This is a genomic window from Streptomyces sp. NPDC002580 (genome assembly GCF_042889485.1).
Classification (GTDB): Bacteria; Actinomycetota; Actinomycetes; order Streptomycetales; family Streptomycetaceae; genus Streptomyces.
This window is the reverse complement of record NZ_JBIAQZ010000010.1, coordinates 363,155-388,809: the sequence shown is the minus strand read 5'-3', so window position 1 is coordinate 388,809 and position 25,655 is coordinate 363,155. Positions and strand designations below refer to the sequence as shown.

The following is a 25,655-nucleotide window of genomic DNA, read 5'->3' as shown; positions in this document are numbered from 1 at the left end:
GCCCCGGCGTGCCGGGGCATTGTCAGTGGCGTAGGGCAGCATCGGAGATGTGAGAACCGCGCCGACGATCCTGCATCTCGACATGGACGCCTTCTTCGCCTCGGCGGAGCAGGCGTCCAAGCCGAGCCTGCGGGGGAAGGCCGTCGTCGTGGGCGGGCTCGGACCCCGCGGAGTGGTGGCCACGGCCTCGTACGAGGCACGTGTCTTCGGGGTGCATTCCGCGATGCCCATGGCCCAGGCCCGCCGGCGTGCTCCGAACGCGGCGTATCTCGTCCCGCGCTTCGGTCTCTACCGCGAGGTCAGCGAGCAGGTGATGCTCCTGCTGCGGGCCCTGTCGCCGCTGGTGGAGCCGCTGAGCCTGGACGAGGCGTTCGTGGACCTGGAGGCGGGCGGGACGGCCTGGGACGAGGTCTCGGCGCGGCTGGCCGCCTCAAGACTGCGCGCGGACATCCGGGCGGTCACGGGGCTCACGGGGTCGGTGGGGCTGGCCGCCTCCAAGATGCTGGCGAAGATCGCCTCGGAGCAGGCCAAACCCGACGGCCTCGTGCTGATCGAACCGGGTACCGAGCGTGCGCTGCTGGCACCGATGTCGGTGCGGACGCTGCCGGGCGTCGGGCCCGCCACGGGCGACCATCTGCGGCGGGCCGGGATCACCACCGTCGGGGAACTCGCCGAGGCGGGAGAGGACGAGCTCGTACGGATGCTGGGGAAGGCTCACGGGCACGCGCTGTTCGCGATGGCGCTGGCCCACGACGACCGGCCCGTGGTGGCCGAGCGGGAGACCAAGTCGGTGTCGGTCGAGGACACCTACGACGTGGACATCCACGACCGGGTCCGGGTGGAGCTGGAGGTGGCGAGGCTCGCCGACCGGTGTGTGCGGCGGTTGCGCGGGGCCGGGCTGTCGGGGCGGACCATCGTGCTGAAGGTGCGCAGGTACGACTTCTCGACGCTGACCCGGTCCGAGACGCTGCGGGGACCCACGGACGATCCCGGGGTCGTACGGGAGGCCGCCGGGCGGCTGCTCGAGGGGGTGGACACGACCGGCGGCGTCCGCCTGCTGGGGGTCGGGGTCTCCGGACTCGCGGACTACACGCAGGAGGACCTGTTCGCCCAGGCCCAGGCCTCCGCCCTGGGGGAGGCGCCTGCCGACGAGCAGTCCGCGGACGAGCCGGCCGAGCGGACTCCCGCGGAGGAGGAGCCCGCCGAGCGGCGCTGGCCCTCGGGGCACGACGTCCGGCACGCCGAGCACGGGCACGGGTGGGTGCAGGGGAGCGGGCTGGGGCGGGTCACGGTGCGGTTCGAGACGCCGTACTCCGAACCGGGGCGGGTGCGCACGTTCCGGACCGACGATCCACGACTCGTACCGGCGGATCCGCTGCCCCTGGTGGAGTGGAGACCCGAGGAGGCCCAGGGGCCGCCGGAGGGGTCCGGGCCGACGGCGCCGGACCTCGGGACGGGGGTTCCCGATCCGGGGTCTCAGGCGTCCTCCGAGCCCGCGAGCCGGCCGAAGTCCCGGTCCGGCGGCGGGGGCGGGGACGCCACGTCGAGACCGTAGTGGTGGTAGAGCTGGAGCTCTTGTTCGGGGGAGAGATGGCGGCCCACGCCGAAGTCGGGGGCGTCCTTGATCAGGGCGCGGTCGAAGGGAATCCGCAGGGTCCCCTCGACGACCTCGCTGGGCTCCAGGGGCACGAAGGCGTCCCTGCTGAACAGCCCGGTGCGTATGGCGGCCCACTCCGGTACGCCGGTCGCGTCGTCGAGATAGACCTCGTCGATCGTGCCGATCTTGGTGCCGTTGCGGTCGAACGCCTTGCGGCCGATCAGGTTGCGCGGATCGATGTCGGTCTGCACGGGCCCTCCACGTGTCGCAAAACTCATCCGTAAGCACTACAAAAGAGCACATTGGGGAAGGCGGCCACTCGAAGGCCGGTGTCTTGTCCCCGCTGGTAGGCTGGCGGTGGCTGCTGATCCCGTGCGGGAGAGTCCTCCAGACTTCACCGGAGGCGCCGAAGGAGCAAATCCTCCCCAGAATCTCTCAGGCTCACGTACCGCACGGACGAGGTCACTCTGGAAAGCAGAGCGGGTGTCGATTGCCTCCGCTCTCACCGACGGTGAAAGCCGGGTCGTCCACGGACGGTCCGGTGAAGCTCTCAGGTCGAGATGACAGAGGGGGAGGCCGTCGGGGTACCCGTGCCGGGGTGCCCCTCGAAGGTCGCGTCAGACCAGGAGGCCTCCGCAAATGACCGCCCATCGCATTCCGCTCTCCGAGCTCGAACAGGGAATCCCCTTCGAGCAGCGCCACATCGGGCCCGACTCCGAAGCACGGGCCAAGATGCTCGCGCACGTCGGATACGGCTCGCTCGACGAGCTGACGGCCGCCGCGGTGCCGGACGTGATCAAGAACGCCGAGGCACTGAAGCTGCCGGCCGCGCGCACCGAGGCCGAGGTGCTCGCCGAGCTCCGCTCCCTCGCCGACCGCAACCAGGTGCTCGGCTCGATGATCGGCCTCGGTTACTACGGCACGTTCACGCCGCCGGTGATCCTGCGCAACGTCATGGAGAACCCGGCCTGGTACACCGCGTACACGCCGTACCAGCCGGAGATCTCGCAGGGCCGTCTCGAGGCGCTGCTGAACTTCCAGACCGTCGTCGCCGAGCTGACCGGACTGCCGACCTCCGGTGCCTCGCTGCTCGACGAGGGCACCGCCGCCGCCGAGGCGATGGCGCTGTCCCGCCGTATGGGCAAGAACAAGAAGGGCCTCTTCCTGGTCGACGCGGACGCGCTGCCGCAGACCGTCGCCGTCATAGAGACCCGGGCCGAGCCGACCGGTGTCGAGGTCGTCGTCGCCGACCTCGGCGAGGGCATCCCGGCGGACCTCGCCGGGCGCGAGATCAACGGTGTGCTGATCCAGTACCCCGGCGCCTCCGGTGCCGTACGTGACCTCAAGCCGGTCATCGAGCAGGCGCACGAGCTGGGCGCGGTCGTCACCGTCGCCGCCGACCTGCTCGCGCTGACCCTGCTGACCTCGCCCGGCGAGCTCGGAGCGGACATCGCGGTCGGCACGACGCAGCGCTTCGGTGTGCCGATGGGCTTCGGCGGTCCGCACGCCGGCTACATGGCGGTGCGCGAGAAGTTCGCGCGCAGCCTCCCCGGCCGGCTGGTCGGTGTGTCCGTGGACGCCGACGGGAACAAGGCGTACCGACTCGCCCTGCAGACGCGTGAGCAGCACATCCGTCGCGAGAAGGCGACCAGCAACATCTGCACGGCCCAGGTGCTCCTCGCCGTGATGGCCGGCATGTACGCCGTCTACCACGGTCCCGAGGGCCTGCGGACCATCGCCCGGCGTACCCACCGCTACGCCACGGTCCTGGCCGCCGGCCTGACCGCGGGCGGAGTCGAGGTCGTGCACGGCGCGTACTTCGACACGCTCACCGTGCGGGTCCCGGGCCGGGCCGCCGAGATCGTGGCCGCCGCCCGTGAGCACGGCGTCAACCTCCACCCCGTCGACGCCGACCACGTGTCGATCTCGTGCGACGAGACGACCACCCGTGACCAGCTGGCCGCCGTGTGGACCGCCTTCGGTGTCGACGGTGACGTCGAGGCGCTGGACGCGACCACGGCGGACACCCTGCCGTCGGCGCTGCTGCGCGCCGACGAGTACCTGACGCACCCGGTCTTCCACCAGTACCGCTCCGAGACGGCGATGCTGCGCTACCTGCGCCGGCTCTCCGACCGCGACTACGCGCTCGACCGCGGCATGATCCCGCTGGGCTCCTGCACCATGAAGCTCAACGCGACCACCGAGATGGAACCGGTCACCTGGCCCGAGTTCGGGCAGCTGCACCCCTTCGCGCCCGCCGAGCAGGCCCAGGGCTATCTGACCCTGATCCACGAGCTGGAGGACCAGCTCGCCGAGGTCACCGGATACGACAAGGTGTCGCTCCAGCCCAACGCCGGGTCGCAGGGCGAACTGGCCGGTCTGCTGGCCGTGCGCGGCTACCACCGCGCCAACGGCGACGACCAGCGCACGATCTGCCTCATCCCGTCCTCCGCGCACGGCACCAACGCCGCCAGCGCCGTGATGGCCGGCATGAAGGTCGTCGTCGTGAAGACGGCGGACGACGGTGAGATCGACGTCCAGGACCTGCGCGCCAAGATCGAGCAGTACCGCGACGAGCTCTCGGTGCTGATGATCACGTACCCCTCGACGCACGGTGTGTTCGAGGAGCACGTCGCCGACATCTGCGCCCAGGTGCACGAGGCGGGCGGTCAGGTCTACGTCGACGGCGCCAACCTCAACGCCCTGGTGGGCCTCGCCAAGCCGGGCCACTTCGGCGGCGACGTCTCGCACCTCAACCTGCACAAGACCTTCTGCATCCCGCACGGCGGCGGCGGCCCGGGCGTCGGCCCGGTCGGTGTGCGCGCCCACCTGGCGCCGTACCTGCCGAACCACCCGCTCCAGCCCGAGGCCGGTCCGAAGACCGGTGTCGGCCCGATCTCGGCCGCTCCCTGGGGCTCGGCGGGCATCCTGCCCATCTCCTGGTCGTACGTCCGGCTGATGGGCGGCGAGGGCCTCAAGCGCGCCACACAGGTGGCCGTGCTCTCCGCCAACTACATCGCCAAGCGTCTGGAGCCGCACTACCCGGTGCTGTACACCGGCCCCGGCGGTCTGGTCGCGCACGAGTGCATCATCGACCTGCGCCCGCTCACCAAGGCGACCGGCGTGAGCGTCGACGACATCGCCAAGCGCCTCGTCGACTACGGCTTCCACGCGCCGACGATGTCGTTCCCCGTGGCCGGCACGCTGATGATCGAGCCGACCGAGTCCGAGGACCTGGGCGAACTCGACCGGTTCTGCGACGCGATGATCGCGATCCGCGCCGAGATCGAGAAGGTCGGTTCCGGCGAGTGGACGGCGGACGACAACCCGCTGCGCGGGGCGCCGCACACGGCCGCCGCGCTCGGTGGCGACTGGGACCACCCGTACAGCCGCGAGGAGGCCGTCTTCCCGGCCGGTGTCTCGGCCGCCGACAAGTACTGGCCGCCGGTGCGCCGCATCGACCAGGCGTACGGCGACCGGAACCTCGTCTGCTCCTGCCCGCCGCTGGACGCCTACGAGGACTGATCAGCGCTCGGAACGTGGACGCCTACCCTGAGTAGTCGTCCTCGGGCATGCGTCGGGGCCGGTTCGGAGAGTACGTCTCCGGGCCGGCCCCTCGTGTGTCTGGGCGGCCTGTCGGGGCCACCCGGTCGTGCGGCTCAGGCGGCCGTCATCACCTGTGCGCCGCCCAGCGGGCGGTGCGGGGCGATGATCTGGCCGTCGGGCAGGAGCTCACCGGTGTCCTCGAAAAGCAGAACGCCGTTGCACAGCAGGCTCCATCCCTGCTCCGGGTGGTGCGCCGCGAGGCGGGCGGACTCCCGGTCGGCTGATTCGGCTGAGGGACACGGTGGCTGGTGCTGGCACATGGATGGGATCTTTCGCTGGGTCGAGTCGTGAGTGATGGCTGTGGTGTCTGTCTCGCGGCTTGAAGTGCTCATGGCCGCCCCCCGTTGATGTGTGGTCTGGACCCAGTGTTGCCCCACGGGCGTGAATCCGCAGGGATTTGAGGGCACCGCTTCTCACAGGTTGATGACGCAGCACCCGTGCGGAGGGTTCACCTCAACTGCGGTGTCCTTTCGGGTGGTTCGAGCTGGCCGGATGGGACTAGTCCGGTGGGGCCCGGGGCGGGTTTCCCCTCGTACGAGCGGTGTCGGCCCCTGATGAGCGAGCGGGTTCCCGGGCCGGCGCGGCAGTGTGCCCCGCGGCCGGGTGACGGCCGCGGGGCACGGGTGTGAAGGCTCAGGCGGGTGAGCTGAGCAAGGGGGCGGGGGTGACCCGGTGGGTGAGGACGGGCAGCAGTTCGGCGACCCGGTGCGGGCGGTGCGCGGCGATGCCGGGTGGGGCGGGTGCGAGCGGGACCAGGAGGTCGGTCGCCGCCGGGTGGCCGGTGGCGCCGTCCGCCGTGCAGTCGCCGTGCAGCCAGAGGGTCAGCATGTACAGCTCGGGTACGGACAACAGGCGTGCCTGGTAAGGCTGTTGCATGGTCTCGGCCTGGCGTACGGCACGTTCGGTGGCGGCGATGTAGGGGCCTTCGAAGAAGCGCGAGAAGGCCCAGCCGTCGGGGGTCAGCATGGTGTCGGCCGCGGCCACCGCGCGGTCGCCGCAACGGATCAGGAAACGCCACCCGGCGAGCCGGGTGGTGGAGGCGCCTTCGGGAGTGATGCGATCCAGGACGTGGACGGGCAGCGGGAGTTCGGGGGTGGCGGGTCCCTGTGCCAGGCGCAGGGACGGGGTTCGGGCTTCGCGGACAGCGGTGGGGGAACCGAGTGCCGTGAGGACGGTGCGCAGGGCGGGCGCGGGAGCCGGGGGTACGTGCAGCGGCATGGTGGGTCGCCTCTCATTCGACAGGCACAGTGGCGCGAGGGCGGGGGCGGACGGCGCTGTCAGCTCTCGGGTCAGAGGGGCGAGGGGTCTGGATCTGCCGACAGGTTGTCGCCTGCCGTCGTGACCGAGACGACAGGACCTAGGACCGCGAGCGCCAACTCTCTGCCTCGGTAGCGGAGTTTATACGACGCGTGTTCAGCCGGTGTTTCGTCTAGGCGGCCCGAATATGAAGCGCAAGGCTCAATTAGGTCGATGAAACGAGAGGTTCATCCCGATTCTGTGCGATCGAATCGCGATGACCTCGGAATACTGCGCGGCAGCGGACGGCCGATTCACGTCGGTGCTTTTCGCGAGATCATCACAGGCGGTAAACTTGCGTATTGCTTCATGCCTGGTGAATGTGCCCGGGGGCCGGAGTCCAGCGTAGCGGCCGAAGAGCGCGGGCGGGACGTTATGGATCGTGTTGCCTGGGCATCATCCTCCGTGACCCGGGACGCCCAGGGCCGAGCATCGGCCTGCCCATCCGAGGAGGGACGCTTCGATGGGGGAGAAGGTCGTGGCAGGAACGTTCGGCCTGTCCGATCGGCAGCGCTACCGCGACAAGCTCCGGCAGTGTCTGACGGGGCTGGAGCGACTGCTGGAGGAGAAGAGGTTCGATCGCCCGAAGAACCTGATGGGGCTGGAGATCGAATTGAATCTCGCAGGGCCCGACGGCCTGCCCAGAATGATGAATGGGCAAGTTCTGGAAAGGATTGCGAGCCGCGACTTCCAAACAGAACTCGCCATGTTCAACCTGGAAGTCAACATAGCCCCACACCGCTTGGGCGGCCGCGTATTCGACCGGCTCGCCGAGGAGATCCGCACCTCGCTCGCCTACGCGCATCGGAAAGCCAGCGAGGTCGACGCCGGAATCGTGATGATCGGTATTCTCCCGACGCTGGGACAGGACGACCTGGTGTCCTCGAACCTGTCGGACGTCGACCGTTACACGCTGCTCAACGACCAGATCGTCGCCGCGCGCGGAGAGGACTTCGAACTCGACATCGACGGTGTGGAGCGGCTGGTCTGCCGGTCGGGGTCCATCGCCCCCGAAGCCGCCTGTACGTCGGTGCAGTTGCACCTCCAGGTCACGCCGGGCCGGTTCGCGGACGTGTGGAACGCGGCGCAGGCCGTCGCCGCGGCGCAGGTGGCGGTCGGGGCCAACTCGCCCTTCCTGTTCGGGCGCGAGCTGTGGCGGGAGTCGAGGCCCCCGCTCTTCCAGCAGTCCACCGACACCCGGCCGCCGGAACTGCAGGCGCAGGGGGTCAGGCCGCGCACATGGTTCGGGGAGCGGTGGATCTCGTCGGCGTACGACCTCTTCGAGGAGAACCTGCGGTTCTTCCCGCCGCTGCTGCCCATCTGCGACGAGGAGGAGCCGCTCGGCGTCCTCGACCTCGGGGGCGTACCCAAGCTCGCCGAACTCGTGCTGCACAACGGCACGGTGTACCGCTGGAACCGGCCGGTGTACGGCATCGCCGACGGCGTCCCGCACCTGCGCGTCGAGAACCGGGTGCTGCCCGCGGGCCCGACGGTCACGGACGTCATCGCCAACGCCGCCTTCTACTACGGGCTGGTCCGCGCGCTCGCCGAGGAACCGAGGCCCGTGTGGACGCGGCTGTCCTTCGAGGCGGCCGCCGCCAACTTCGACGCGGCCTGCCGGCACGGCATCGACGCGCGCCTGGAGTGGCCGCGACGGGGCCGCTACGGCGGGACCACACAGGTGGACGCCGCGAACCTGGTCCGTGACGAGTTGCTGCCGCTCGCCGCTGCCGGGCTCGACGCGTGGGGCATCGAGCCCGCCGACCGGGACCTCTATCTGGGCGTGATCGAGGACCGGTGCCGGCTGCGCACCAACGGCGCGACCTGGCAGGCGGCCACCTTCCACCGGGCCCTGGAGAAGGGGCTCGGACGGGATGCCGCGCTGGCCGCGACGACGAGGCGGTACGGCGAGCTGATGCATCTGGGGGAGCCGGTGCACACCTGGCCGGTGGGCCTGCCGGAGCCGGTTCCGCTGGGGTGAGGCGAGGGTGGGCGGCCGCGCGCCACGGCGGCACACGGCGCCGGACTCCGTGCCGGGTGGCGGTGTGCCAAAGAGCGGCTCGGAGGTCGGCGCCTCGGGGGTGAACGGCGGGCCGATCCGCCGTCGGCCGAGGTCCCCCGCCGGGGCGCCGATCCACGCACGGTCCCGGCGGCGCAGGCCCGGCCGTGGTCGGGTCGGCCGGCGGGGACAGGCGTACGGAGGCGCGGTTCGGCCGGCCGACCAGGTGGCCGGCCGGCCGGGTGGCGGGCGGTCGGTGGTGGTCAGCCCGGGGTGTTCGCGCCGGCCGCCACGATCGCCTTGAGCATCGCCGAGTGGATCTGCGAGGGCTCGTTGACCCGCTGAGCCGAGCCTCCGGTCGCCTTGGCGATCTCGTCGACCTCCCGCTTGTCGGTGTCGGGCCCCACCGCGATGGCGATCAGCGGTACCGGGCGTCCCGGGTCGGCCAGTTTCCGCAGTTCCTCGACCAGTTCGGACCGGGAGATGCTGCCCGGGTCCTTGTTGACCCCGTCCGTCAGGACGACGACCGCGTTGAACCGGCCCTTCACATAGGAGGCCATCGCCGCCTTGTAGGCGGCGAGTGTGGTGTCGTACAGGCCGGTGTCCCCGTCCGGGACCGGTTTCAGGGACTTGAAGGCCGCCGAGAGCTTCGCGCGCTGGGTACCACGGCCCGCGCTGTCGCCGAGCCGTTCGGTCGGTACGAGCACGCGGTAGTCCTTGGCGCCGTCGAGCTTCGTGGAGAACTTCCACAGCCCGATCTGGTCCTCGGGGGTGAACGTGTCGAGCGCCTGGAGCAGCGCCGTCCTGGTGACCTCCATCCGGGAGCGGTCGCTGCCCGGCACCGTCTGGGACATGGAGTCGGAGGCGTCGACGACCGTGGTGATCCGGGCGCTCGCCACCGTGATCGTCCACATGCCGAGGGCCTCCTGCACCGCTTCCTCGGACGATGGCTCGGCCAGGACCCGCGCGTACGGCTGTGGCGGCCGTCCGCCGGCTTCGCCGACCAGGGTGTCCGACGGATTCTCCGCGTCCGTGCGGAAACCGAACATGCGCAGGAACTGCCGAGGCGCCGGTTCGTCGAGCAAGGTCATGAACCGCAGGGCGGCACGGCTCTCGTCCGTGCTCAGCCGCGGCTCGTCGACCAGCGTGTACGGATAGTCGAGCAGCGGAGCGCCGTCCTTGGGGTAGAAGAGGTCGAGCCCGGCACCCCCCTCCTGCGCGGCGTTGTGGGCGAACGCCGCCTGTTCGGAGAGGAGCAGCGCCTGATTGCGCGGGGCCTTGTCCGCGCGGCCGGAGGAGTCGTGGGACAGGGTGTCCAGGGCCTGGCTCTCGCTGGCCGACGTGCGCCGGGACAGGGTCTTGGCCATGGCGGCCGCCCGGGTGTCCCCGCCCTTGACCTGCGAGGCGGCGGCGCTGAGCCGGGTGAGCGCGAGCAGTCCCGTCGAGCTGCGGACGGGATCAGCGGCGCCCAGCCTGAGCCCCTCGGCCTTGGTCGTCGCCCCCAGCAACTCGGTCCAGCTGTACGTCTTCTCGGGCCAGCCCAGCCCCTTGGCGGCCGACGGGACCATGGCGACACCGACGGGCGAGGAGGCGACGTTGCCGACACTGGTGACCTGCGTCGCGGTGGTGGTGTCGGAGACGCGCTGCACCCACACGTCGGAGTCCGGGACCCACACCTGAACGTCGGACCTCTTCCCCGACCGGAGCGCGCCGGCGACCTTGTACGACGTACGAGCCCGCACGGCGACGTCGAGACAACGGCCGTCGGAGGTGATGTTCTTCGACCGGGCGTCCTCGGCGGCGGCCCTCAGCGCGGGCGCGATGTCCGGCGAGGCGGCCACCTCGATGTGCACGGCGTCGTCCTGGCAGGACTCGCCGAAGGACGGCAGCCCGCCGCGGAGGGCCGCCGCCGTCCCTCCGGCGACGGTGAGGACGAGCGCCGTGGCGATGGCCAGGTTGCGGCGGCGTGCGCGGATCCGGGGGCCGGCGGAGCCCGCCCGGTGCGCGTCGGGCAAGCTGTGACGTCCCATGACGGTGATGTCCCTCCCAGATGAGCCTGAGTTCTGAGACAGCCGTAGAACAGGCAGAGGGGAAGTACACCCCGTACGGTGCCCATCCCCCGACGGCCTGTCGCGCGCGATCTTCGCAACTTCTTTCGAGACCCTAGCGGGGCGAAGACGGGGATGAGACGGGAATACCCAACTGGAGGCGGGAGTGCAGGTGGAGGCTGGGTCGGTGGCCGATTCCTTTCCGAAGGAGGGACTGGCGCGACGGATTCTCCGGGACGAGACGCTGCTCGTCCTGGCTCTGTCGCTCGGCGCGAGCGGCGTGTCCGCGTTGATCAGCTTTGTCGGGTCGGTCACCAAGCCGGGAGGTCTGAAGGACCAGGCGGCCACCCTCAACGCCTCGGCGGCGCCGGGCCGTCCCTGGCTCGACCTGGCCTGGCAGCTGTTCGGCATCGCGTCGGCTCTCGTGCCGGTCGCGCTCGTCGCCCACCTGCTGATGCGCGAGGGCCAGGGCATGCGGGTGATCGGTTTCGACCGCTCGCGCCCCTGGCCGGACCTCGGGCGGGGTGCCGTGGTCGCCGCGGTGATCGGCAGTACGGGAATCGCCTTCTACCTGGCGGCCCGTGGGTTCGGAGCCAACCTCACGGTGGTGCCCGAGGCGTTGCCCGACGTGTGGTGGAAGTTCCCGGTACTGATTCTCTCGGCCGTGCAGAACGCGGTGCTGGAGGAGGTCATCGTCGTCGGGTACCTGCTGCGCAGACTGGGGCAGTTGGGCTGGACACCGGGCACCGCGCTGATGGCGAGTGCGGTGCTGCGGGGTTCCTACCACCTCTACCAGGGCATCGGCGGGTTCGTCGGCAACATGGCGATGGGCGTCGTCTTCGTCCTTCTGTACCGACGGTGGGGCCGGGTCGGACCGCTCGTGGTCGCGCACTCGTTGCTCGACATCGGGGCCTTCGTCGGGTACGCGCTGCTCGCGGGCAGGGTGGGGTGGCTGCCGACGGCGTGAGCGGAGCGCGCCGGCCGAGCGGCGGCTGATCGCTGCGGGGGCGTACGGCACTGTCGTACGCCCCTGCGCGCGTTGTCGCGCGCGTCCTGCGGGCCGGTACGCGGACGCCGTGGGCCGACGCACGCGTTCCGCGGACCGGTCACGCGAGCAGGTCGCCCTCGATGACCGTGACCGCGTGTCCCGACAGGAGGGTGCGCTCGCCGCGCACCTCGGTGCGGACCAGTCCGGAGCGCGAGGAGGCCTGGAGGCCGGTGAGAACCGGGCGGCCGAGGCGCTCGGACCAGAACGGGGCGAGCGCGGTGTGGGCGCTGCCGGTGACCGGGTCCTCGTCGATGCCGACGTTCGGGAAGAAGCAGCGGGAGACGAAGTCGTGTCCCCGGGTGGGGTCTTCGGCCCGTGCGGTCGCGATGATGCCGCGCTCGGAGTAGCGGGCGAGCGCCTTGTGGTCCGGGGCCAGCCCCAGGACCGTTTGCTCGTCGGCCAGCTCGACCAGCAGGTCACCGGTGTTCGGGCCGGTGTCGAACGTGGAGAGCGGCTTGGCGCCGAGCGCCTCGGCGACCCCGTCGGGAATCTCGACGGGGGTGAGCGGCGCGGTCGGGAAGTCCAGGGTGATGGAGCCGTCCGCCTCGGGGGTGGCGATGAGGACGCCGCTGCGCGTGGCGAAGCGCACCGGGCCCCGGTGGGCACCCGTGGTGTGCAGGACGTGCGCCGCCGCGAGGGTCGCGTGCCCGCACAGGGCGACCTCGGTGGTGGGGGTGAACCAGCGCAGCGCCCAGTCGGCCTCGCCGCCGCCGGGAAGACGGTGGGTGAACGCCGTCTCCGCGTGGTTGACCTCCTGGGCCACGTTCTGGAGCCAGGTGTCGTCCGGGAAGGAGTCGAGGAGGAGGACCCCGGCGGGGTTGCCGGCGAAGGGACGGTCGGTGAAGGCGTCGACGATACGAATGCGCATGTCCCGAAGTTAGCGGCCGGGGGAAGCCGCGGGACAAGGCCAATTCCGGGGTGCTGGCCTCTTGTCGGTCCGGGAGGAGGTGAATCCGGCCGGGGAAGGGACCGGCAGGCGCCGCGAGACCGGCGCAGGCGGCTCGGGAATCCCGGGAGTCAGGGGAGACACGGGCTGCTCGGGAGCCGCGGACGGCCGAGGGGTGATGGGCGGCAGGGTCTCAGGGGTGGCACAGGTGTCCGGGCGGTGGGGACGGGGGGATGTCACATCGGACGGAGCGGTGGTGTCTTCATGCCGAGAAGGCAGACGTCCGAGGAGGACACGATGGTGATTCGCGTTCCGAAGGCCGAACTCCCGGCCGAACTCAGCGAGAGCATGATCAAGCAGCTCGGTGCCGTGCCGACGCCGGTGGAGGTGGTGTGGCACAGTCCCGAGGTCGCCCGGTCCAACCTGGAGTTCTCCGCTCGGGTGGGCGGGTGGGACGCGGCCGACGCCGGCCTCAAGTCGTTCGCCCACATGGCCGTCGCGGCAAAAGTCGGGTGCGGTTGGTGCCTGGACGTCGGCTACTTCCAGGCGCTGAACCAGGACCTGGATCAGGTCAAGGCGAGCCAGGTGCCCGACTGGCGGGAGTCGTCGGTGTTCACGCCGTTGGAGCGGGAGGTGCTGGAGTACGCCGAGGCGATGTCGGACACACCGCTGACCGTCACCGACGAGCTGTACGCGAGCCTGCTCGACCGGCTCGGACCGGCGGCGATGGTCGAACTCACCGCGTTCATCGCCTTCGTCAACATGGCGACCAGGAACAACAACGCGAACGGGATCGAGTCGCAGGGCTTCGCCGACTCCTGCGAGATCCCCCTGGCCACGCGTTCCGAGCCCGGCACGGTGTCGCGGGCATGACCGAGAACCCGTTCGTGGCCCATCGCAGCCTGTTGTTCACGGTCGCCTACGAGATGCTCGGCTCGGCGGCCGACGCGGAGGACGTGGTGCAGGAGTCCTGGCTGCGATGGGCCGGCGTCGACCCGTCGCAGGTGCGTGACCCGCGGGCGTACCTCGTGCGGATCGTCACCCGGCAGGCGCTCAACCGGCTGCGGTCGTTGTCGCGAAGCCGCGAGGACTACGTCGGAGAATGGCTGCCGGAGCCGCTCCTGACCAGCCCCGATGTCGCCGAGGACGTGGAACTCGCGGAGAGCGTCTCGATCGCGATGCTGACCGTGCTGGAGACCCTCGGTCCGACGGAGCGGGCGGTGTTCGTGCTCCGTGAGGTCTTCGACGTGCCGTACGGGGAGATCGCCGAAGCCGTGGGGAAGTCCGCGGCCGCCGTGCGGCAGATCGCCCGCCGGGCGCGCGAGCACGTGGCGGCCCGGCAGCCGAGAATGCGCGTGACCAGGACGGAGCAGCAGGCCGTGGTGGAGCGGTTCCTCGCGGCCCTGCGCACCGGGCGGTTGCAGGAGCTGGTGGAGGTCATGGCTCCCGACGTGGTCCTCATCGCCGACGGCGGCGGGATCGCGGCCGCCGTGGCCGCCCCGATCCACGGAGTCGAGCCGGTGGCGAGGGTGCTGGCGCGCGCGAACCGGCCGGGAGCGGCCGTGGTCGAGGCCACGCTCGTGTGGCTCAACGGCGCGCCGGCGGGCCGGATCGAGATCGACGGCGAACTGGCCACCGCGCTGAGTCTCGTGGTGGAGAACGGGCTGGTCACCAGGGTCTACCTGGTGAGGAACCCGGGGAAGCTGACGAGCCTCGATGAGGTGGCGACCCTCGCCAGGTAGGCCCCGGCCGGTCCGGGTGCTGGGCGGCTCGGGTCACCTCGTCCAGGCGGCTGTCGAGGCAGGCTCGGGGCGTTGCGTGATCCGGGGGCCGCGGCCGGCGGACCGACGGGGGTGCCGGGCCGTATGGCCGAACGGCCGGGGCGGGAGTGACGCCCCGTCATGCTGTGGTGCGCGTGATCGCCGACACCCATCGGTGCGCGGGGTGCCCCGACATCGTGCGCCCCGGGGACATCACGTGAACTCGCCCTGCGGGAACGGAGGTTCACCGTGTCAAGGGGCGGAGGAACCGCGGGACGGCCACCCGGTGGACGAGGAGTCCCGGATCAGGGCCGCCTGACGGCAAAGGAAAAGGCAGGGAGAAGTCTCTCCTTGCCACTCTCAACTTATAGCGCGCCGGGGGGCTTGCCGCAAGGCCCGGGTCACGGCGCAGAATGGCCGGCCGATGCCACAAGCTGCGGATATGAGGGCACGACGTGCGTGAGTTGTTGTCGAGGTACGAGGGACGCGCCTGCGCAGGGCCCGTGGTGGGCCCGGCCGTGCGGCCCAGGGTGTCGGGCGCGGGAGGGTGGCGGTGCGCCGGCCCGAGCCGTCGGCCGGCCCGGCGGAGGGAGCACACCCGGGGATGACGACGTGTTCGACGAGAGGTCGGGAAGAGTGGGAGACGCCGGTGATCCGATCGGCCACCGCAGCGCGACGGAGTACGAGGGCCTCGGAGGTATCGCGATGATCGAGCCGTACGTGTGGGATCTCCAAGAGGCCGACGAGACGCGGGTGGCGGTCGTCGGCGGCAAGGGCGCGCACCTGGGTGGGCTGTCGCGCGTCGACGGAGTCCGTGTGCCCGGTGGCTTCTGCGTGACCACGGACGCCTTCCGGCGGATCATGGCGGAGGTGCCGTCGGTCGACGAGCTGCTCGATCGGTTGTCGCATTCGGACCCCGACGACCGGGAGGCGACCCGCACGCTCAGCGCGCGGATCCGCCGGGCCGTCGAAGAGACTGCAGTCCCGGACGATCTCGCGGCCGCGATCACCCGCGCGCTCGGTCGGTCCGGCGAGCGGGCCGCGTACGCCGTGCGATCCAGCGCGACGGCGGAGGACCTGCCGACGGCCTCCTTCGCCGGCCAGCAGGACACCTACCTGAACGTCATGGGACCGACGGCGATCCTCCGGCACGTCAGCCGGTGCTGGGCCTCGCTGTTCACCGAGCGGGCCGTGACGTACCGCAGGCGGAACGGCATCGACCACCGCGCGGTCCACATGGCCGTGGTCGTGCAGCGGATGGCCTTCCCGCAGGCGGCCGGCGTCCTGTTCACGGCCGACCCCGTCACGGGCGACCGGAAGGTCGCCACCGTGGACGCCGGGTTCGGTCTCGGTGAGGCCGTGGTCTCCGGTCTGGTGAACCCGGACGTCTTCAAGGTGCGACACGGCGAAGTCGTCGCCAGGACGATCGCCGCCAAGCAGCGGGCCGTTCACGCCCTGCCGGACGGCGGTACGCGGGAGGTGGCGGTCGACGCGGAGCGGCAGGAACAGCCGGCGCTGACGGATGCGCAGGCCGTGCGGCTCGTCGGGCTCGGGCGGCGGATCGAAGCGCACTTCGGCCGTCCGCAGGACATCGAATGGTGCCTGGTCGACGATGACTTCCAGATCGTCCAGAGCCGGCCCATCACGACGCTGTTCCCCGTCCCCGAGCGCGATGACCAGGAGAATCGCGTCTACGTCTCCGTCGGCCACGGGCAGATGATGACCGACCCCATGAAGCCCCTGGGGTTCTCGATGTGGCAGCTGACGGCGCTGGTGCCGATGCACGAGGCCGGTGGGAGGCTGTTCGTCGACGTCACCCCGCGCCTGGCCTCGCCCGCGAGCCGCGCCGGGCTCCTGGACGCCATGGGGAAGGGCGATCCGCTGGTCAGGGACGCGCTGGAGACCGTCCTCGAACGCGGCGACTTCGTCCCCTCGCTGCCGGACGCCGCGGGTACCGGCGCGCCGCCGGCCGACGGCGCGGCCGTCCCGGCCGAGGTCGATCCGGCCGTCGTCGCCGAGCTGATCGGGCGCAGCGAGGCATCCGTCGCCGCCCTCGAGCGTGACATCCGGAGAAGGACCGGACCGGAGCTGTTCGACTTCCTGCTGGAGGCCTTCGAGGAGCACAGGAGGGTCCTGAGCGATCCGCTGAACTTTCAGGCGATCATGGCGGGGATGGAGGCCACGTGGTGGCTGAACGACCGGCTGCGGGAGTGGCTGGGCGAGACGAACGCGGCCGACACCCTCACCCTGTCCGCCCCTGACAACGTCACGTCGGAGATGGGTCTGGCGCTGCTCGACGTCGCCGACGTGATCCGCCCGCACCCCGAGGTGGTCGAGTTCCTCCAGGGCGTCGAGGACGAGGGTTTCCTGGACGAGCTGGCGAAGCTCCCGGGCGGGTCCGCGGCGCGCGACGCCATCGAGGGCTACCTCGACCGGTACGGCATGCGCTGCGTCGGGGAGATCGACATCACGAGGCCGCGCTGGCGCGAGCGGCCCGCCACGCTCGTGCCCGTGATCCTCGACAACGTCAGGAACTTCGAACCGGGCGCCGCCGGGCGGCGCTTCGAGCAAGGGCGGCGGAAGGCGAGGCAGAAGGAGCAGGACGTCCTGGCGCGGTTGCGGGACCTGCCGGACGGGGACCGGAGGGCCGACGAGGTCAAGCGGATGATCGACCAGGTCAGAAGCTTCATCGGCTACCGGGAGTACCCGAAGTACGGCATCGTCAGCCGCTACTTCGTCTACAAGCGAGCCCTGCTGGAGGAGGCCGAGCGCCTCGTGCGGACCGGTGTGCTCCAGGAGAAGGAAGACGTCTTCTACCTCACGTTCCACGAGCTCCACGACGTCGTGCGCTCGAACCGGGTGGACGGCGGACTCGTCCAGCGGCGCAAGGAGGAGTTCCGGTCGTACCACGCGCTCACACCGCCCAGGGTTCTCACCTCGGACGGTGAGGCACTCACCGGCGCGTACCGGCGCGACGACGTGCCGGCCGGGGCCCTGAGCGGTCTGGCGGTCTCCGCCGGGACGGTCGAGGGCAGGGCCCGCGTCGTCCTCGACATGGCGGACGCCGACCTCGAAGCGGGCGACATCCTGGTCACGGCCTTCACGGACCCCAGCTGGTCGCCGCTGTTCGTCGGGATCGCCGGCCTGGTGACGGAGGTGGGAGGCCAGATGACCCATGGCGCGGTGATCGCCCGGGAGTACGGACTGCCGGCCGTGGTGGGCGTGGAGCGGGCCACCCGGCTGATCCGGGACGGGCAGCGGATCCGAGTGCACGGAACCGACGGCTACGTCGAGATCCTTCCCTGACCGGCCGCGCGGGAGACCCCGGCCGTGACTTCCGGCGGGAGAAGGTCGTCCCGTCCGGAGGGCCGGAGGGCCGGCGGGTCGGAGGGCCGGCGGGTCGGAGGGCAGCGGGTCGGCGAAGGGGGCCGGGGGCGGACGGGGGCGCGGGCGTCGCGGGTGAGGGCGGGAAACAGGGTGCGGCCCCGCGTTCGCGGCGGTGCCGGGGACGCCCCCTGTCGCGTGCCCGCAAAGGGCGCGTCGCCCGCTCGGCCCCCGTGGACGTGGTCGGCGCGGTCCTCCTTGCGGATCTTCACCGAAGATCCGACGGGACCTCGGTCAGCCGATGCCTTCGACGATGCGGAAGTCACGCTCGACGCCGTCGGAGAGGGTGGCCAGCGCCTCCTGGTAGGCCGCACTCTCGTGCGCCGCGACGGCCTGCTCGAAGCTGTCGAACTCGATCAGGACGGTGCGCTCGGCGGTTCCGGCGTCGTGTGCCACGACCCGACCGCCACGGACGAGGACCCGACCGCCCCCGGCCTTGACGGCCGGACCGGCCAGTTTGTTGTAGGCGGCCAGCTTCTCGGGGTCCGAAATGGTGCGGTAGGCGCTGACCCAGTAGCCCTTGGGCATGGAACCTCCAGTGTTCGGGATGAGTGCATCTGACTTACGGGTTGGTCTCGGACGAGCGTCGGCGGGCGAGAGCGAGGCTCGTCAGCGTCGTGATCGCCATGGCGCCGATGCCGACCAGCGCCGCGGTGGTGTAGGCGCTGTCGTCGGGGAAGAGGTGGCCGGGGCCGGTGCCCGCGGCGAGGACCAGGCCGCCGATGGCGCTGCCCAGGGAGTACCCGACGCTGCGGACGACGTAGTTGAAGCTCATGGCGCTCGACGTCTCGCTCTTGGGGGTGACGGCCAGGATGACGCCGGGCATGGCGGCCGAGAAGCCGCCGACGCCGAAGCCGAGCACGCCCATCGCCGCGAACAGTTCGACCAGGTCCGACCGGGCCGCCGCGAACAGGGCGAACCCGCCGCCGACCACGACGGCGCTGCCGGCCAGGAGCAGGGGGTCGGCGATCCGCGTCCGGACCCGCGGTGTGAGCTTGCCGGCGACGAACCCCAGCACCGAGAACGGGATGAGGACCAGCCCCGCCACGAAGGTCGTCAGCCCGAAGCCGTAGCCGGCGCCGTGCGGCGTCTGCGCGTACCGGGTGATGAGCGTGAGCAGGAGGTACATGCCGATCCCGCCGACGAACATGGCGACGTTCGCCCCGGCGACCGCCGGGTGCCGCACCGCCCGCACATCGACCAGGGGCGTCGTGCCGCGCAGCTCGACGACGGCCCAGACGCAGAGCAGCACCACCGCGACGACGGCGAGGCCCGCCGCCACGGCGAGGTGCCGGCTCCACAGATTCCGTTCGCCGGCGAGGAACAGCACCAGGAGCAGCGCGGCGGCCAGGACGACCGCGCCTGCCACGTCCACGTGGGCGGAGCGCCCTTCGGGGGCTTCGGGCACGGAGCGCCACGCGGTCAGGAGGGCGGCGGCGGTGACGACCAGGCCGAGGCCGTAGGCGGCCCGTACCCCGCCGAGCTCGGCGAGCAGCGCGGCCAGGGGGTAGCCGACGCCGGCCCCGATGATCGAGACCACCGAGATCAGGGCGATCACGGCCGCGCCGCGCTCCTCGGGGAGGTGGTCCCGGGCCACGCCCATCATCAGCGGCGTCAGCCCGAGCCCGACACCCTGGGCCGCCCTGCCGGCCAGCAGCCACGCGAACGGCAGCGGCAGCACGGTGAGCGTGCTGCCGGCTACGACGACCGCCAGCGTGGCGAGGATCGTGGCCCGCCGGTGCGGGCCGGCTCCGAGCCGGCCCAGGACCGGCGTGGCGACGGCGCCGCTGAGCAGCGCGGCGGTCAGCGTCCACTGCGCGCTGCCGAGCGAGACGTGGAACGAGGTCGCCACGCTGGTGATGAGCGGCGTCCCGAGGCTGGCGACCGCCGCCACGACCAGAGCGATGAACGTCAGGGCGGGGACCAGCAGCCGTGTCTCGGAACGCGCCACCGGGAACGCCTTCACCGAGACCCCGCCGACCGGCTGCCCGGTCACTGCTTGGGCCCTTCGCGGTCCTGGCTCTCGAGCTCTGCCAGATGCTTCAGCGCCGGAAGGGCCGCCACCAGCGCCTCGACCTCGTCGCCGCTGAGCCCGCCGATCAACCGCTCGAACGCGTGGACGCCCGCCTGGCGCCGCGTCCGGACATAGGAGGCGCCGGCCTCGGTCAGGCACACCAGCGTGACCCGCTTGTCGGACGCGTCGCCCCGCCGCTCGACCAGGCCGGACTCCTCGATCACCCGGACCAGGGCGGTCATCGCGGGCTGGGTGACGCCCTCGGCCGCGGCCAGATCGGTGATGCGCCGCGGGCCGGTCCGGTCCAGGGTGGCCAGGGTGGCGGCGGACGTCAGGCTCATGTCCCGGGGCAGGCGTCTCGCGGCCCTGGTGGCCAGGCCGTAGAGGGCTGCCCCGATGGCGGCGGACGCGCCGGGAGCGGTGTCTTGACGACTCATGCTCGAAGCATAGCCCTTTTATATTCATAGTTTATGGAAATGGCCGACCGGTGCGGGCGGCCTCGACCGCCGGGAGCCGGTGACGTCTCGGAGGCCGCCGCCGCGCTGGTCCTGGCCGATGAACCCGCAACGACGTGCAGGGTTGCCATAAGAACAGTACCGATATATCGTTGACGCATCGCGACCGATCAACGATGGAATGGAGTGATGGCGATGCGTTCCCGTGGAGAAGACTTCGGATACGAACAAGGACACGGACATCACGGCGGACCCGGTCATCGCGGCCGGGGTCCCTTCGAGGGGCGGCGCGGGGCTTTCGGGCCCTTCGGGCCGGGTGGTCCCGGCGGTCCCGGCTTCGGTGGACCCGGCTTCGGCCCGGGTCCCTGGGGTGGGCGCGGCGGCCGGGGCGGACCGCGGGGGAGGGCGCGGCGCGGTGACGTGCGAGCGTCGATCCTCGCCCTGCTCAAGGACCGCTCGATGCACGGCTACGAGATGATCCAGGAGATCGCCGAGCGCAGCGGCGGGGCGTGGAAGCCCAGTCCGGGTTCGGTGTACCCGACCCTTCAGCTGCTGGAGGACGAGGGTCTGATCACCAGCGAGGCCGAGGGCGGCAAGAAGCTGTTCTCGCTCGCCGAGTCCGGCCGCAGCGCGGCCGACGAGGGCCCCGAGGCGCCTTGGGAAGAAGCCGGGCGCGGGGTCGACTGGGAGTCGCTGCAGGAGATCCGGCAGGCCGGCTTCGGTCTCATGGAGGCCTTCGGCCAGGTCTGGAAGACCGGCAGCAAGGGCCAGCGCGACAAGGCGCTGGCGGTCATCAACGAAGCCCGCAAGAAGCTGTACCTGATCCTCGCCGACGAGGACTGAGGGCGTGCTGTGGTATCTGCCGGCGCCCCGCGGAAGCGTTTCCACGGGGCGCCTCTCCGCGTACGGGGCGTCGGGTGCCGCCTCCCGTGACGCGCGGGCGGGGGAGGGTCAGGCCACCAGCCCGGCCAACTTGCGCAGCGACTCGTCGAGGGCGGCCGTCGCCGAGTCCTTGAGCTTGCCGGCCATCAGCGACACGGCCGCACCCGTGAACTCCCCGTCCATGCGCACGGACGTCGCTTCACCGTCGGGCGTGAGCGTGTAGCGCGTGAAGACGATGACCGACATCGGGCCCTTGCCGCGGATGGCCAGCGTGCGGCCGGGCTCCAGTTCCTCGATGGTCCAGGCGACCTCGGCCGGGAAGCCCATGAGCTTCATGTTCTCCGCGAAGGTGCCGCCCACCTCGAACCTCTCCGGGCCGCCGTTCGGGAAACCGGTGTGCGTCGCGTTCCATTCGCCGTACGCGGACCAGTCCGTCAGCCGGGCCCAGATCTTCTCGGCGGGCGCCTCGATGCGTGCTTCCGCGCTGACTTCGGCCATGCGACCACCTCTTCGTGTCGGGCGCTGCGCCCGGCGCAGCTACGGTCTCGCGGAACGTAGCCGCAGGCCCTGGAACATTCAATACTGATGAACCGTCAGAATCGGGTGGAGGGTGGCGGGTGGGGACGCGCCGAGGCCGTGGTCGAGCGGTGGGCGGTCCATCCCCTTCCTCGCGCGCGGGGGAGATGGCAAGGCGGCGCGCGCTCGAAGGGGGGAATCGGCGTGAACTCATCCGCAAGGAGGAGAATCCGCGCAGGGTTGCCCAACCTGCGTGGGACGTGAAGATGCTGCCTGCCGGGGATGACCCGGCATCGCGTGACTGATGAGGTGGGGGCTGTGTCGTCCCGTATCCCCCGGCAGTCCGCCCGTGACGGCGGCCGGAACCGCCCCGACGTCGATGCCGGACTCGGCGCGGAGCTGGCCCCGGTCGTCTCCGGCGCGCGCAGAAGGGCGCTCCGGGACGGGGATCGGCAGATCGACACGGCCCACCTGCTGCACTCGCTGCTGGAGTCGGACCCCGAGGTGCGTGCCGTCTTCGACGGCGGGGCGCAGGTCGCCCGGCTGCTCGGCTACCTCGTCCAGCGCAGCATCGGGTACGGGCTGCGCTGGCAGGGCACCGTCGAGGACTCCGGTGCCGCCCTCGCGGTGGCGGAGGAGGGCTGGTCCCCGGTGGCGGCCGGTGCCATGGGGGAGTCGTACGAGCGCGCCGTACTGCGGGGCGACGAACGGGCCCGTGGTCTCGACCTGCTCGCCGCGCTCGTCTCCGACCCCCGGTCCCGGGCGGTCGAGGTGCTCCGGCGCGCCGGGGTCGATCTCCCCCCGCTCCTCGAGCGCGTCGAGCGTGGCTGTGCGGGGCGGGTGGCCCCGGGCGACGCGGGCCGCTGAGGTTCCGGAGGGCGCGGAGCCGGGTCCCGGCGGGCCGGACCGGCGGTCTCGCGCGCGTGGCCGACGGGCCTCGTCGGGACCGGATGCGGGAGTCCAGTCGATGAGACAGGTGTCATCGGGGATGACGGTCATGTCGTCGCCTGTCATCATGTGCCCGTGCATACGTCTCAGGGGAGTCAGGGCAACCGCGGAAGAGGCGTCGGACTGGGCCTTGCGCTCGGCTCGGCGGTCGCCTTCGGCGGATCGGGCGTCGCGGCCAAACCGCTGATCGAGGCAGGCCTCGACCCGCTCCACGTGGTGTGGCTGAGGGTCGCGGGCGCGGCCCTCGTCATGCTGCCGCTGGCCGTGCGGCACCGGGGGCTGGTGACACGGCGCCCCGCGCTGCTCGCCGGGTTCGGACTGCTCGGCGTGGCAGGCGTCCAGGCCTGCTACTTCGCAGCGATCTCCCGCATCCCCGTCGGCGTCGCCCTGCTCGTGGAGTACCTCGCCCCCGCGCTGGTCCTCGGCTGGGTGCGCTTCGTGCAGCGGCGGCCCGTGACCCGCGGCGCGGCCCTCGGTGTCGTCCTCGCGGTAGGCGGACTCGCCTGCGTGGTGGAGGTGTGGTCCGGGCTGAGCTTCGACGCCGTAGGGCTCCTGCTCGCGCTGGGCGCCGCCTGCTGCCAGGTCGGCTACTTCGTCCTGTCCGACCAGGGCGGCGACGCGGGGGACGCGGCACCCGATCCGCTGGGCGTGATCGCGTACGGGCTGATCGTCGGCACGCTCGTGCTGACCGCGGTGGCGCGCCCCTGGACCATGGACTGGTCCGTGCTCGGCGGCAGCGCCGACATGAACGGCACGTCCGTGCTCGCCTCGCTGCTCCTCGGCTGGATCGTGCTCATCGCCACGGTCCTCGCGTACGGCACCGGCGTCCTCTCCGTGCGCCGGCTCTCCCCGCAGGTCGCGGGCGTCGTGGCCTGTCTCGAAGCGGTGATCGCCACCGTCCTGGCCTGGGTGCTGCTGGGTGAGCACCTCTCGGCGCCGCAGATCGTCGGAGGCGGGGTGGTCCTGCTCGGCGCCTTCATCGCGCAGTCGTCGGCCCCGGCGAAGCCCTCGCAGGAGCCCGTCGCCAGTGGGCCGAACGACGCCGAGCGGGAGTTGGCCGCTCAGGGAACGGCGGTCTAAGGTGCTGGGCATGCCTATGACGCTCGTTCTTCCGCCTCCCGCCGCCTGAGGCGGGCGGACCGGACACCCGGCCCGGCTCCGTGCCGGGCGGAACGGCGCCGCCCGCAGAAGAAGTCCGAGGACCTTCCGTACGCCCCTGCCCGCGTGGCACGGGCGGCGACGTGGTCCCTTCCCGAACTTCTGCGGATCTGCGGAGAGAACACGTGTCGAACACCGCTGTCGGCCTGCCCGTCGGGCGAGGCCTGCTCTATCTGATCGTCGCCGGTGCCGCCTGGGGCACCGCGGGCGCGGCCGCGTCGCTGGTCTACCGGGCCAGTGACATGGGGCCGATCGCCCTGTCCTTCTGGCGCTGCGCGGGCGGACTCGCCCTGCTGCTCGCCGTGCGCCTGCGCCCGCGCCGGGGTGCCGTCCGCCCCGCCGTGCGGGAGCCGATCCGCCGCAGGCTGTCGCGGATCGGGCTGACCGGTCTCGGGCTGGCCGTCTTCCAGACCGCCTACTTCGCCGCCGTCGAGGCGACGGGCCTCGCGGTGGCGACCGTGGTCACGCTGGGCGCGGGCCCGGTGCTCATCGCGCTGGGCGCCCGCCTGTCCATGGGAGAACGGCTCGGCCGCGGCGGGGGCGTCGCCGTCGCCGGGGCGCTGACCGGACTGGGCGTGCTCGTCCTCGGCGGAGAGGGGGCGACGGTACGCCCCTCGGGGGTCGCGCTCGCCGTTCTCTCGGCGGCCGGCTACTCCGCGATGACGCTGCTCACCCGCTGGTGGGGGCGTGACGGTCGCGTCGACGGGGCCGGTACGACCGTGTGGACGTTCGCGGTCACCACCGTCTGTCTGCTGCCGCTGGGGCTCGCCGAGGGGCTCGTCCCGCAGGCCGCGCACCCCGCCCACCTGCTGGCCCTGTTGGTCTACATCGCCGCTGTCCCCACGGCACTGGCCTACGCCCTCTTCTTCGCCGGTGCCGCCGTCGTCCGCTCCGCGACGGTGTCCGTGATCATGCTCCTGGAGCCGGTGAGCGCGGCCGTACTCGCCGTCGGTCTGCTCGGTGAGCGACTCACGCCGCCGACCCTCGCCGGCACGCTGCTCATGCTCGGATCGGTCACCGGACTCGCGGTGGCGGAGACCCGGGCCGCCGGGGCCGAACGGCGCCCGGCGCCCGAGAAGGAGTCCGTGCTCGTGTGAGGACGGACGGGCGCCGGTCCGAGGTGGGACGGACGCCGGTCCGGGCAAGGACCGGTGCCCGCCCGATCCCGGGGGCGGGCCCGAGCCCGCCTCCGGGATGCGCCGACTCAGGTCCCGGACGATCGGCTCGCGCCCCGCCGCCGCCGTGCGGGAGCGGGCGGCTCCTGGAGCCGGCGGCGGGCCGGCCGGCCGGCGTGCGGTCGGGCGGCCGAGGCCTTGCCGGGCCGTCGGGCGGGCGGCCCGGGGACCGGACCGGCGGGCGGACGGCGACTCACAGGGCTGTCAGGTAGCCGGGCACCTCGATGTCCGGTGCCAGGTCGTCCGCCGGGATCGGAGCGCCGTACCCCTTGGCCAGCGGCAGCACTCCGGTCCAGTGGGGGAGCGAGAGGTCCTCGGGCTCGTCGTTCGGGCCGCCGCCGCGGATCTTCGCGGAGACCTCCTCGAGGTCCAGGCGGATGACGGCGGTGGCCGCGAGTTCCTTGGCGTTGGCCGGGCGGGAGTCGCCCGAGCGGCCGGGGACGGCCTGGTCGACCAGCGCGTCCAGCGCCAGCCGCCGCTCCTGCGGGTCCGTCACCTGGTGGGCGGTGCCGTGCACCACGACGGAGCGGTAGTTGATCGAGTGGTGGAAGGCCGAACGGGCCAGCACCAGTCCGTCGACGTGGGTCACGGTCAGGCAGACGGCGAGGCCGTGATCCGCCTGGCCGGTCATCCGCAGCGGGCGCGAACCCGTCGAGCCGTGCACGTAGAGCCGCGAGCCGACCCGTGCGTACAGCGTGGGCAGGACCACCGGCGCGCCGTCGCGCACGAAGCCGAGGTGGCAGACGTACCCCTCGTCGAGTATCGCGTGCACCACCTCGTGGTCGTACGCGGCACGCTCCTTGGAGCGGGTGGGGACGGTGCGGTCGGTCGGCGTGTAGGCAGCGGACGGCGTCGTCCTCGGCTGGGTACTCGTCTCCGGCAT

Annotated in this window: 21 protein-coding genes and 1 riboswitch; of the genes, 11 read left to right on the top strand and 10 right to left on the bottom strand. The window is 71.8% G+C overall.

Annotated features, from left to right (window positions below):
• The first annotated feature begins 49 nt into the window (after positions 1-49).
• Positions 50-1,555 carry a DNA polymerase IV gene (locus ACFYW7_RS29840; RefSeq protein ID WP_389507945.1) on the top strand — a complete coding sequence of 502 codons (1,506 nt, stop codon included), beginning with the start codon at positions 50-52 and terminating at the stop codon, positions 1,553-1,555.
• Here ACFYW7_RS29840 and ACFYW7_RS29835 read toward each other — a convergent pair.
• On the bottom strand, positions 1,477-1,848 hold the full coding sequence (locus ACFYW7_RS29835) for a PRC-barrel domain-containing protein (RefSeq protein WP_389507943.1): 372 nt from the start codon (positions 1,846-1,848) through the stop codon (positions 1,477-1,479). The two genes, ACFYW7_RS29840 and ACFYW7_RS29835, sit on opposite strands and share 79 nt — an antisense overlap.
• Positions 1,849-1,962: 114 nt before the next feature.
• A riboswitch (glycine riboswitch) is annotated at positions 1,963-2,058 on the top strand.
• 178 nt (positions 2,059-2,236) lie between these two features.
• Here ACFYW7_RS29835 and gcvP point away from each other — a divergent pair.
• On the top strand, positions 2,237-5,122 hold the full coding sequence (gcvP, locus tag ACFYW7_RS29830; RefSeq protein ID WP_389507941.1) for an aminomethyl-transferring glycine dehydrogenase: 2,886 nt from the start codon (positions 2,237-2,239) through the stop codon (positions 5,120-5,122).
• A gap of 134 nt (positions 5,123-5,256) precedes the next feature.
• Here gcvP and ACFYW7_RS29825 read toward each other — a convergent pair whose 3' ends face one another.
• Complete coding sequence (locus ACFYW7_RS29825) at positions 5,257-5,463, bottom strand: DUF5999 family protein (protein ID WP_328556777.1); 207 nt, start codon at positions 5,461-5,463, stop codon at positions 5,257-5,259.
• 373 nt (positions 5,464-5,836) lie between these two features.
• Positions 5,837-6,421: a hypothetical protein gene (locus ACFYW7_RS29820; protein WP_389507939.1), complete on the bottom strand. Its 585-nt coding sequence runs from the start codon at positions 6,419-6,421 to the stop codon at positions 5,837-5,839.
• Between the two features lie 541 nt (positions 6,422-6,962).
• Here ACFYW7_RS29820 and ACFYW7_RS29815 point away from each other — a divergent pair.
• On the top strand, positions 6,963-8,480 hold the full coding sequence (locus tag ACFYW7_RS29815) for a glutamate--cysteine ligase (protein WP_389507937.1): 1,518 nt from the start codon (positions 6,963-6,965) through the stop codon (positions 8,478-8,480).
• A 281-nt stretch (positions 8,481-8,761) separates the two neighbouring features.
• Here the strand turns inward: ACFYW7_RS29815 and ACFYW7_RS29810 are convergent, their stop codons facing one another.
• Entirely contained in the window at positions 8,762-10,528 is a 1,767-nt protein-coding gene (locus ACFYW7_RS29810) for a substrate-binding and VWA domain-containing protein (protein ID WP_389507932.1), read from the bottom strand.
• Positions 10,529-10,712: 184 nt separating this feature from the next.
• On the opposite strand from ACFYW7_RS29810, the gene ACFYW7_RS29805 reads away from it, so the two are divergent.
• Positions 10,713-11,513 carry a CPBP family intramembrane glutamic endopeptidase gene (locus ACFYW7_RS29805; RefSeq protein ID WP_389507930.1) on the top strand — a complete coding sequence of 267 codons (801 nt, stop codon included), beginning with the start codon at positions 10,713-10,715 and terminating at the stop codon, positions 11,511-11,513.
• 139 nt (positions 11,514-11,652) lie between these two features.
• Here the strand turns inward: ACFYW7_RS29805 and ACFYW7_RS29800 are convergent, their stop codons facing one another.
• The gene (locus ACFYW7_RS29800) at positions 11,653-12,462 is read right to left on the bottom strand and encodes a PhzF family phenazine biosynthesis protein (protein WP_389507928.1); all 810 of its coding nucleotides are present in this window, start codon (positions 12,460-12,462) and stop codon (positions 11,653-11,655) included.
• A gap of 315 nt (positions 12,463-12,777) precedes the next feature.
• Here ACFYW7_RS29800 and ACFYW7_RS29795 point away from each other — a divergent pair, with 315 nt between their 5' ends.
• The 3 genes from ACFYW7_RS29795 to rph all read left to right on the top strand — a co-directional run bounded on the left by ACFYW7_RS29795 (position 12,778) and on the right by rph (position 17,546).
• Positions 12,778-13,353 (top strand): carboxymuconolactone decarboxylase family protein, encoded by a 576-nt coding sequence (locus tag ACFYW7_RS29795; RefSeq protein ID WP_389507926.1) that lies wholly within the window; start codon positions 12,778-12,780, stop codon positions 13,351-13,353.
• Positions 13,350-14,222, top strand: coding sequence for an RNA polymerase sigma-70 factor (locus ACFYW7_RS29790; protein ID WP_389507923.1), 873 nt, complete (start codon positions 13,350-13,352; stop codon positions 14,220-14,222). The genes ACFYW7_RS29795 and ACFYW7_RS29790 overlap by 4 nt, the downstream gene beginning before the upstream one ends.
• A gap of 723 nt (positions 14,223-14,945) precedes the next feature.
• Complete coding sequence (gene rph / locus ACFYW7_RS29785) at positions 14,946-17,546, top strand: rifamycin-inactivating phosphotransferase (protein ID WP_389508001.1); 2,601 nt, start codon at positions 14,946-14,948, stop codon at positions 17,544-17,546.
• Between the two features lie 312 nt (positions 17,547-17,858).
• Here the strand turns inward: rph and ACFYW7_RS29780 are convergent, their stop codons facing one another.
• The 3 genes from ACFYW7_RS29780 to ACFYW7_RS29770 are packed head-to-tail and all read right to left on the bottom strand — an operon-like array spanning position 17,859 to position 19,979.
• Positions 17,859-18,152: a DUF1330 domain-containing protein gene (locus ACFYW7_RS29780; protein ID WP_389507920.1), complete on the bottom strand. Its 294-nt coding sequence runs from the start codon at positions 18,150-18,152 to the stop codon at positions 17,859-17,861.
• Between the two features lie 34 nt (positions 18,153-18,186).
• Positions 18,187-19,620: an MFS transporter gene (locus ACFYW7_RS29775; protein ID WP_389507918.1), complete on the bottom strand. Its 1,434-nt coding sequence runs from the start codon at positions 19,618-19,620 to the stop codon at positions 18,187-18,189.
• Positions 19,617-19,979 (bottom strand): MarR family winged helix-turn-helix transcriptional regulator, encoded by a 363-nt coding sequence (locus ACFYW7_RS29770; protein ID WP_389507999.1) that lies wholly within the window; start codon positions 19,977-19,979, stop codon positions 19,617-19,619. The genes ACFYW7_RS29775 and ACFYW7_RS29770 overlap by 4 nt, the downstream gene beginning before the upstream one ends.
• 309 nt (positions 19,980-20,288) lie before the next feature.
• Between ACFYW7_RS29770 and ACFYW7_RS29765 the strand changes: the two genes are divergently transcribed.
• On the top strand, positions 20,289-20,936 hold the full coding sequence (locus ACFYW7_RS29765) for a PadR family transcriptional regulator (RefSeq protein ID WP_389507916.1): 648 nt from the start codon (positions 20,289-20,291) through the stop codon (positions 20,934-20,936).
• A 108-nt stretch (positions 20,937-21,044) separates the two neighbouring features.
• Here ACFYW7_RS29765 and ACFYW7_RS29760 read toward each other — a convergent pair whose 3' ends face one another.
• Entirely contained in the window at positions 21,045-21,473 is a 429-nt protein-coding gene (locus tag ACFYW7_RS29760; protein ID WP_389507914.1) for an SRPBCC family protein, read from the bottom strand.
• A 300-nt stretch (positions 21,474-21,773) separates the two neighbouring features.
• On the opposite strand from ACFYW7_RS29760, the gene ACFYW7_RS29755 reads away from it, so the two are divergent.
• From ACFYW7_RS29755 to ACFYW7_RS29745, 3 genes are all read left to right on the top strand, one after another.
• Positions 21,774-22,358 carry a Clp protease N-terminal domain-containing protein gene (locus ACFYW7_RS29755; RefSeq protein ID WP_389507912.1) on the top strand — a complete coding sequence of 195 codons (585 nt, stop codon included), beginning with the start codon at positions 21,774-21,776 and terminating at the stop codon, positions 22,356-22,358.
• 150 nt (positions 22,359-22,508) lie between these two features.
• A complete protein-coding gene (locus ACFYW7_RS29750) occupies positions 22,509-23,519 on the top strand; it encodes a DMT family transporter (protein ID WP_389507910.1) in 1,011 nt (336 codons plus the stop codon).
• A 203-nt stretch (positions 23,520-23,722) separates the two neighbouring features.
• Positions 23,723-24,694, top strand: a complete 972-nt coding sequence (locus ACFYW7_RS29745; RefSeq protein ID WP_389507908.1) for a DMT family transporter — start codon at positions 23,723-23,725, stop codon at positions 24,692-24,694.
• A 271-nt stretch (positions 24,695-24,965) separates the two neighbouring features.
• On the opposite strand, the gene ACFYW7_RS29740 is transcribed toward ACFYW7_RS29745, so the two are convergent.
• Entirely contained in the window at positions 24,966-25,655 is a 690-nt protein-coding gene (locus tag ACFYW7_RS29740) for a pyridoxamine 5'-phosphate oxidase family protein (RefSeq protein WP_389507906.1), read from the bottom strand.

What these genes read in the sequence shown, in the direction of transcription:
- gcvP (WP_389507941.1), top strand. Translation starts at nt 2,237, where the DNA reads ATGACCGCCCATCGCATTCCGCTCTCCGAGCTCGAACAGGGAATCCCC.
- ACFYW7_RS29825 (WP_328556777.1), bottom strand. Translation starts at nt 5,463, where the DNA reads ATGTGCCAGCACCAGCCACCGTGTCCCTCAGCCGAATCAGCCGACCGG.
- ACFYW7_RS29820 (WP_389507939.1), bottom strand. Translation starts at nt 6,421, where the DNA reads ATGCCGCTGCACGTACCCCCGGCTCCCGCGCCCGCCCTGCGCACCGTC.
- ACFYW7_RS29815 (WP_389507937.1), top strand. Translation starts at nt 6,963, where the DNA reads ATGGGGGAGAAGGTCGTGGCAGGAACGTTCGGCCTGTCCGATCGGCAG.
- ACFYW7_RS29810 (WP_389507932.1), bottom strand. Translation starts at nt 10,528, where the DNA reads ATGGGACGTCACAGCTTGCCCGACGCGCACCGGGCGGGCTCCGCCGGC.
- ACFYW7_RS29800 (WP_389507928.1), bottom strand. Translation starts at nt 12,462, where the DNA reads ATGCGCATTCGTATCGTCGACGCCTTCACCGACCGTCCCTTCGCCGGC.
- ACFYW7_RS29795 (WP_389507926.1), top strand. Translation starts at nt 12,778, where the DNA reads ATGGTGATTCGCGTTCCGAAGGCCGAACTCCCGGCCGAACTCAGCGAG.
- ACFYW7_RS29790 (WP_389507923.1), top strand. Translation starts at nt 13,350, where the DNA reads ATGACCGAGAACCCGTTCGTGGCCCATCGCAGCCTGTTGTTCACGGTC.
- rph (WP_389508001.1), top strand. Translation starts at nt 14,946, where the DNA reads ATGATCGAGCCGTACGTGTGGGATCTCCAAGAGGCCGACGAGACGCGG.
- ACFYW7_RS29780 (WP_389507920.1), bottom strand. Translation starts at nt 18,152, where the DNA reads ATGCCCAAGGGCTACTGGGTCAGCGCCTACCGCACCATTTCGGACCCC.
- ACFYW7_RS29770 (WP_389507999.1), bottom strand. Translation starts at nt 19,979, where the DNA reads ATGAGCCTGACGTCCGCCGCCACCCTGGCCACCCTGGACCGGACCGGC.
- ACFYW7_RS29765 (WP_389507916.1), top strand. Translation starts at nt 20,289, where the DNA reads ATGCGTTCCCGTGGAGAAGACTTCGGATACGAACAAGGACACGGACAT.
- ACFYW7_RS29760 (WP_389507914.1), bottom strand. Translation starts at nt 21,473, where the DNA reads ATGGCCGAAGTCAGCGCGGAAGCACGCATCGAGGCGCCCGCCGAGAAG.
- ACFYW7_RS29755 (WP_389507912.1), top strand. Translation starts at nt 21,774, where the DNA reads ATGACCCGGCATCGCGTGACTGATGAGGTGGGGGCTGTGTCGTCCCGT.
- ACFYW7_RS29740 (WP_389507906.1), bottom strand. Translation starts at nt 25,655, where the DNA reads ATGCCGGAGACGAGTACCCAGCCGAGGACGACGCCGTCCGCTGCCTAC.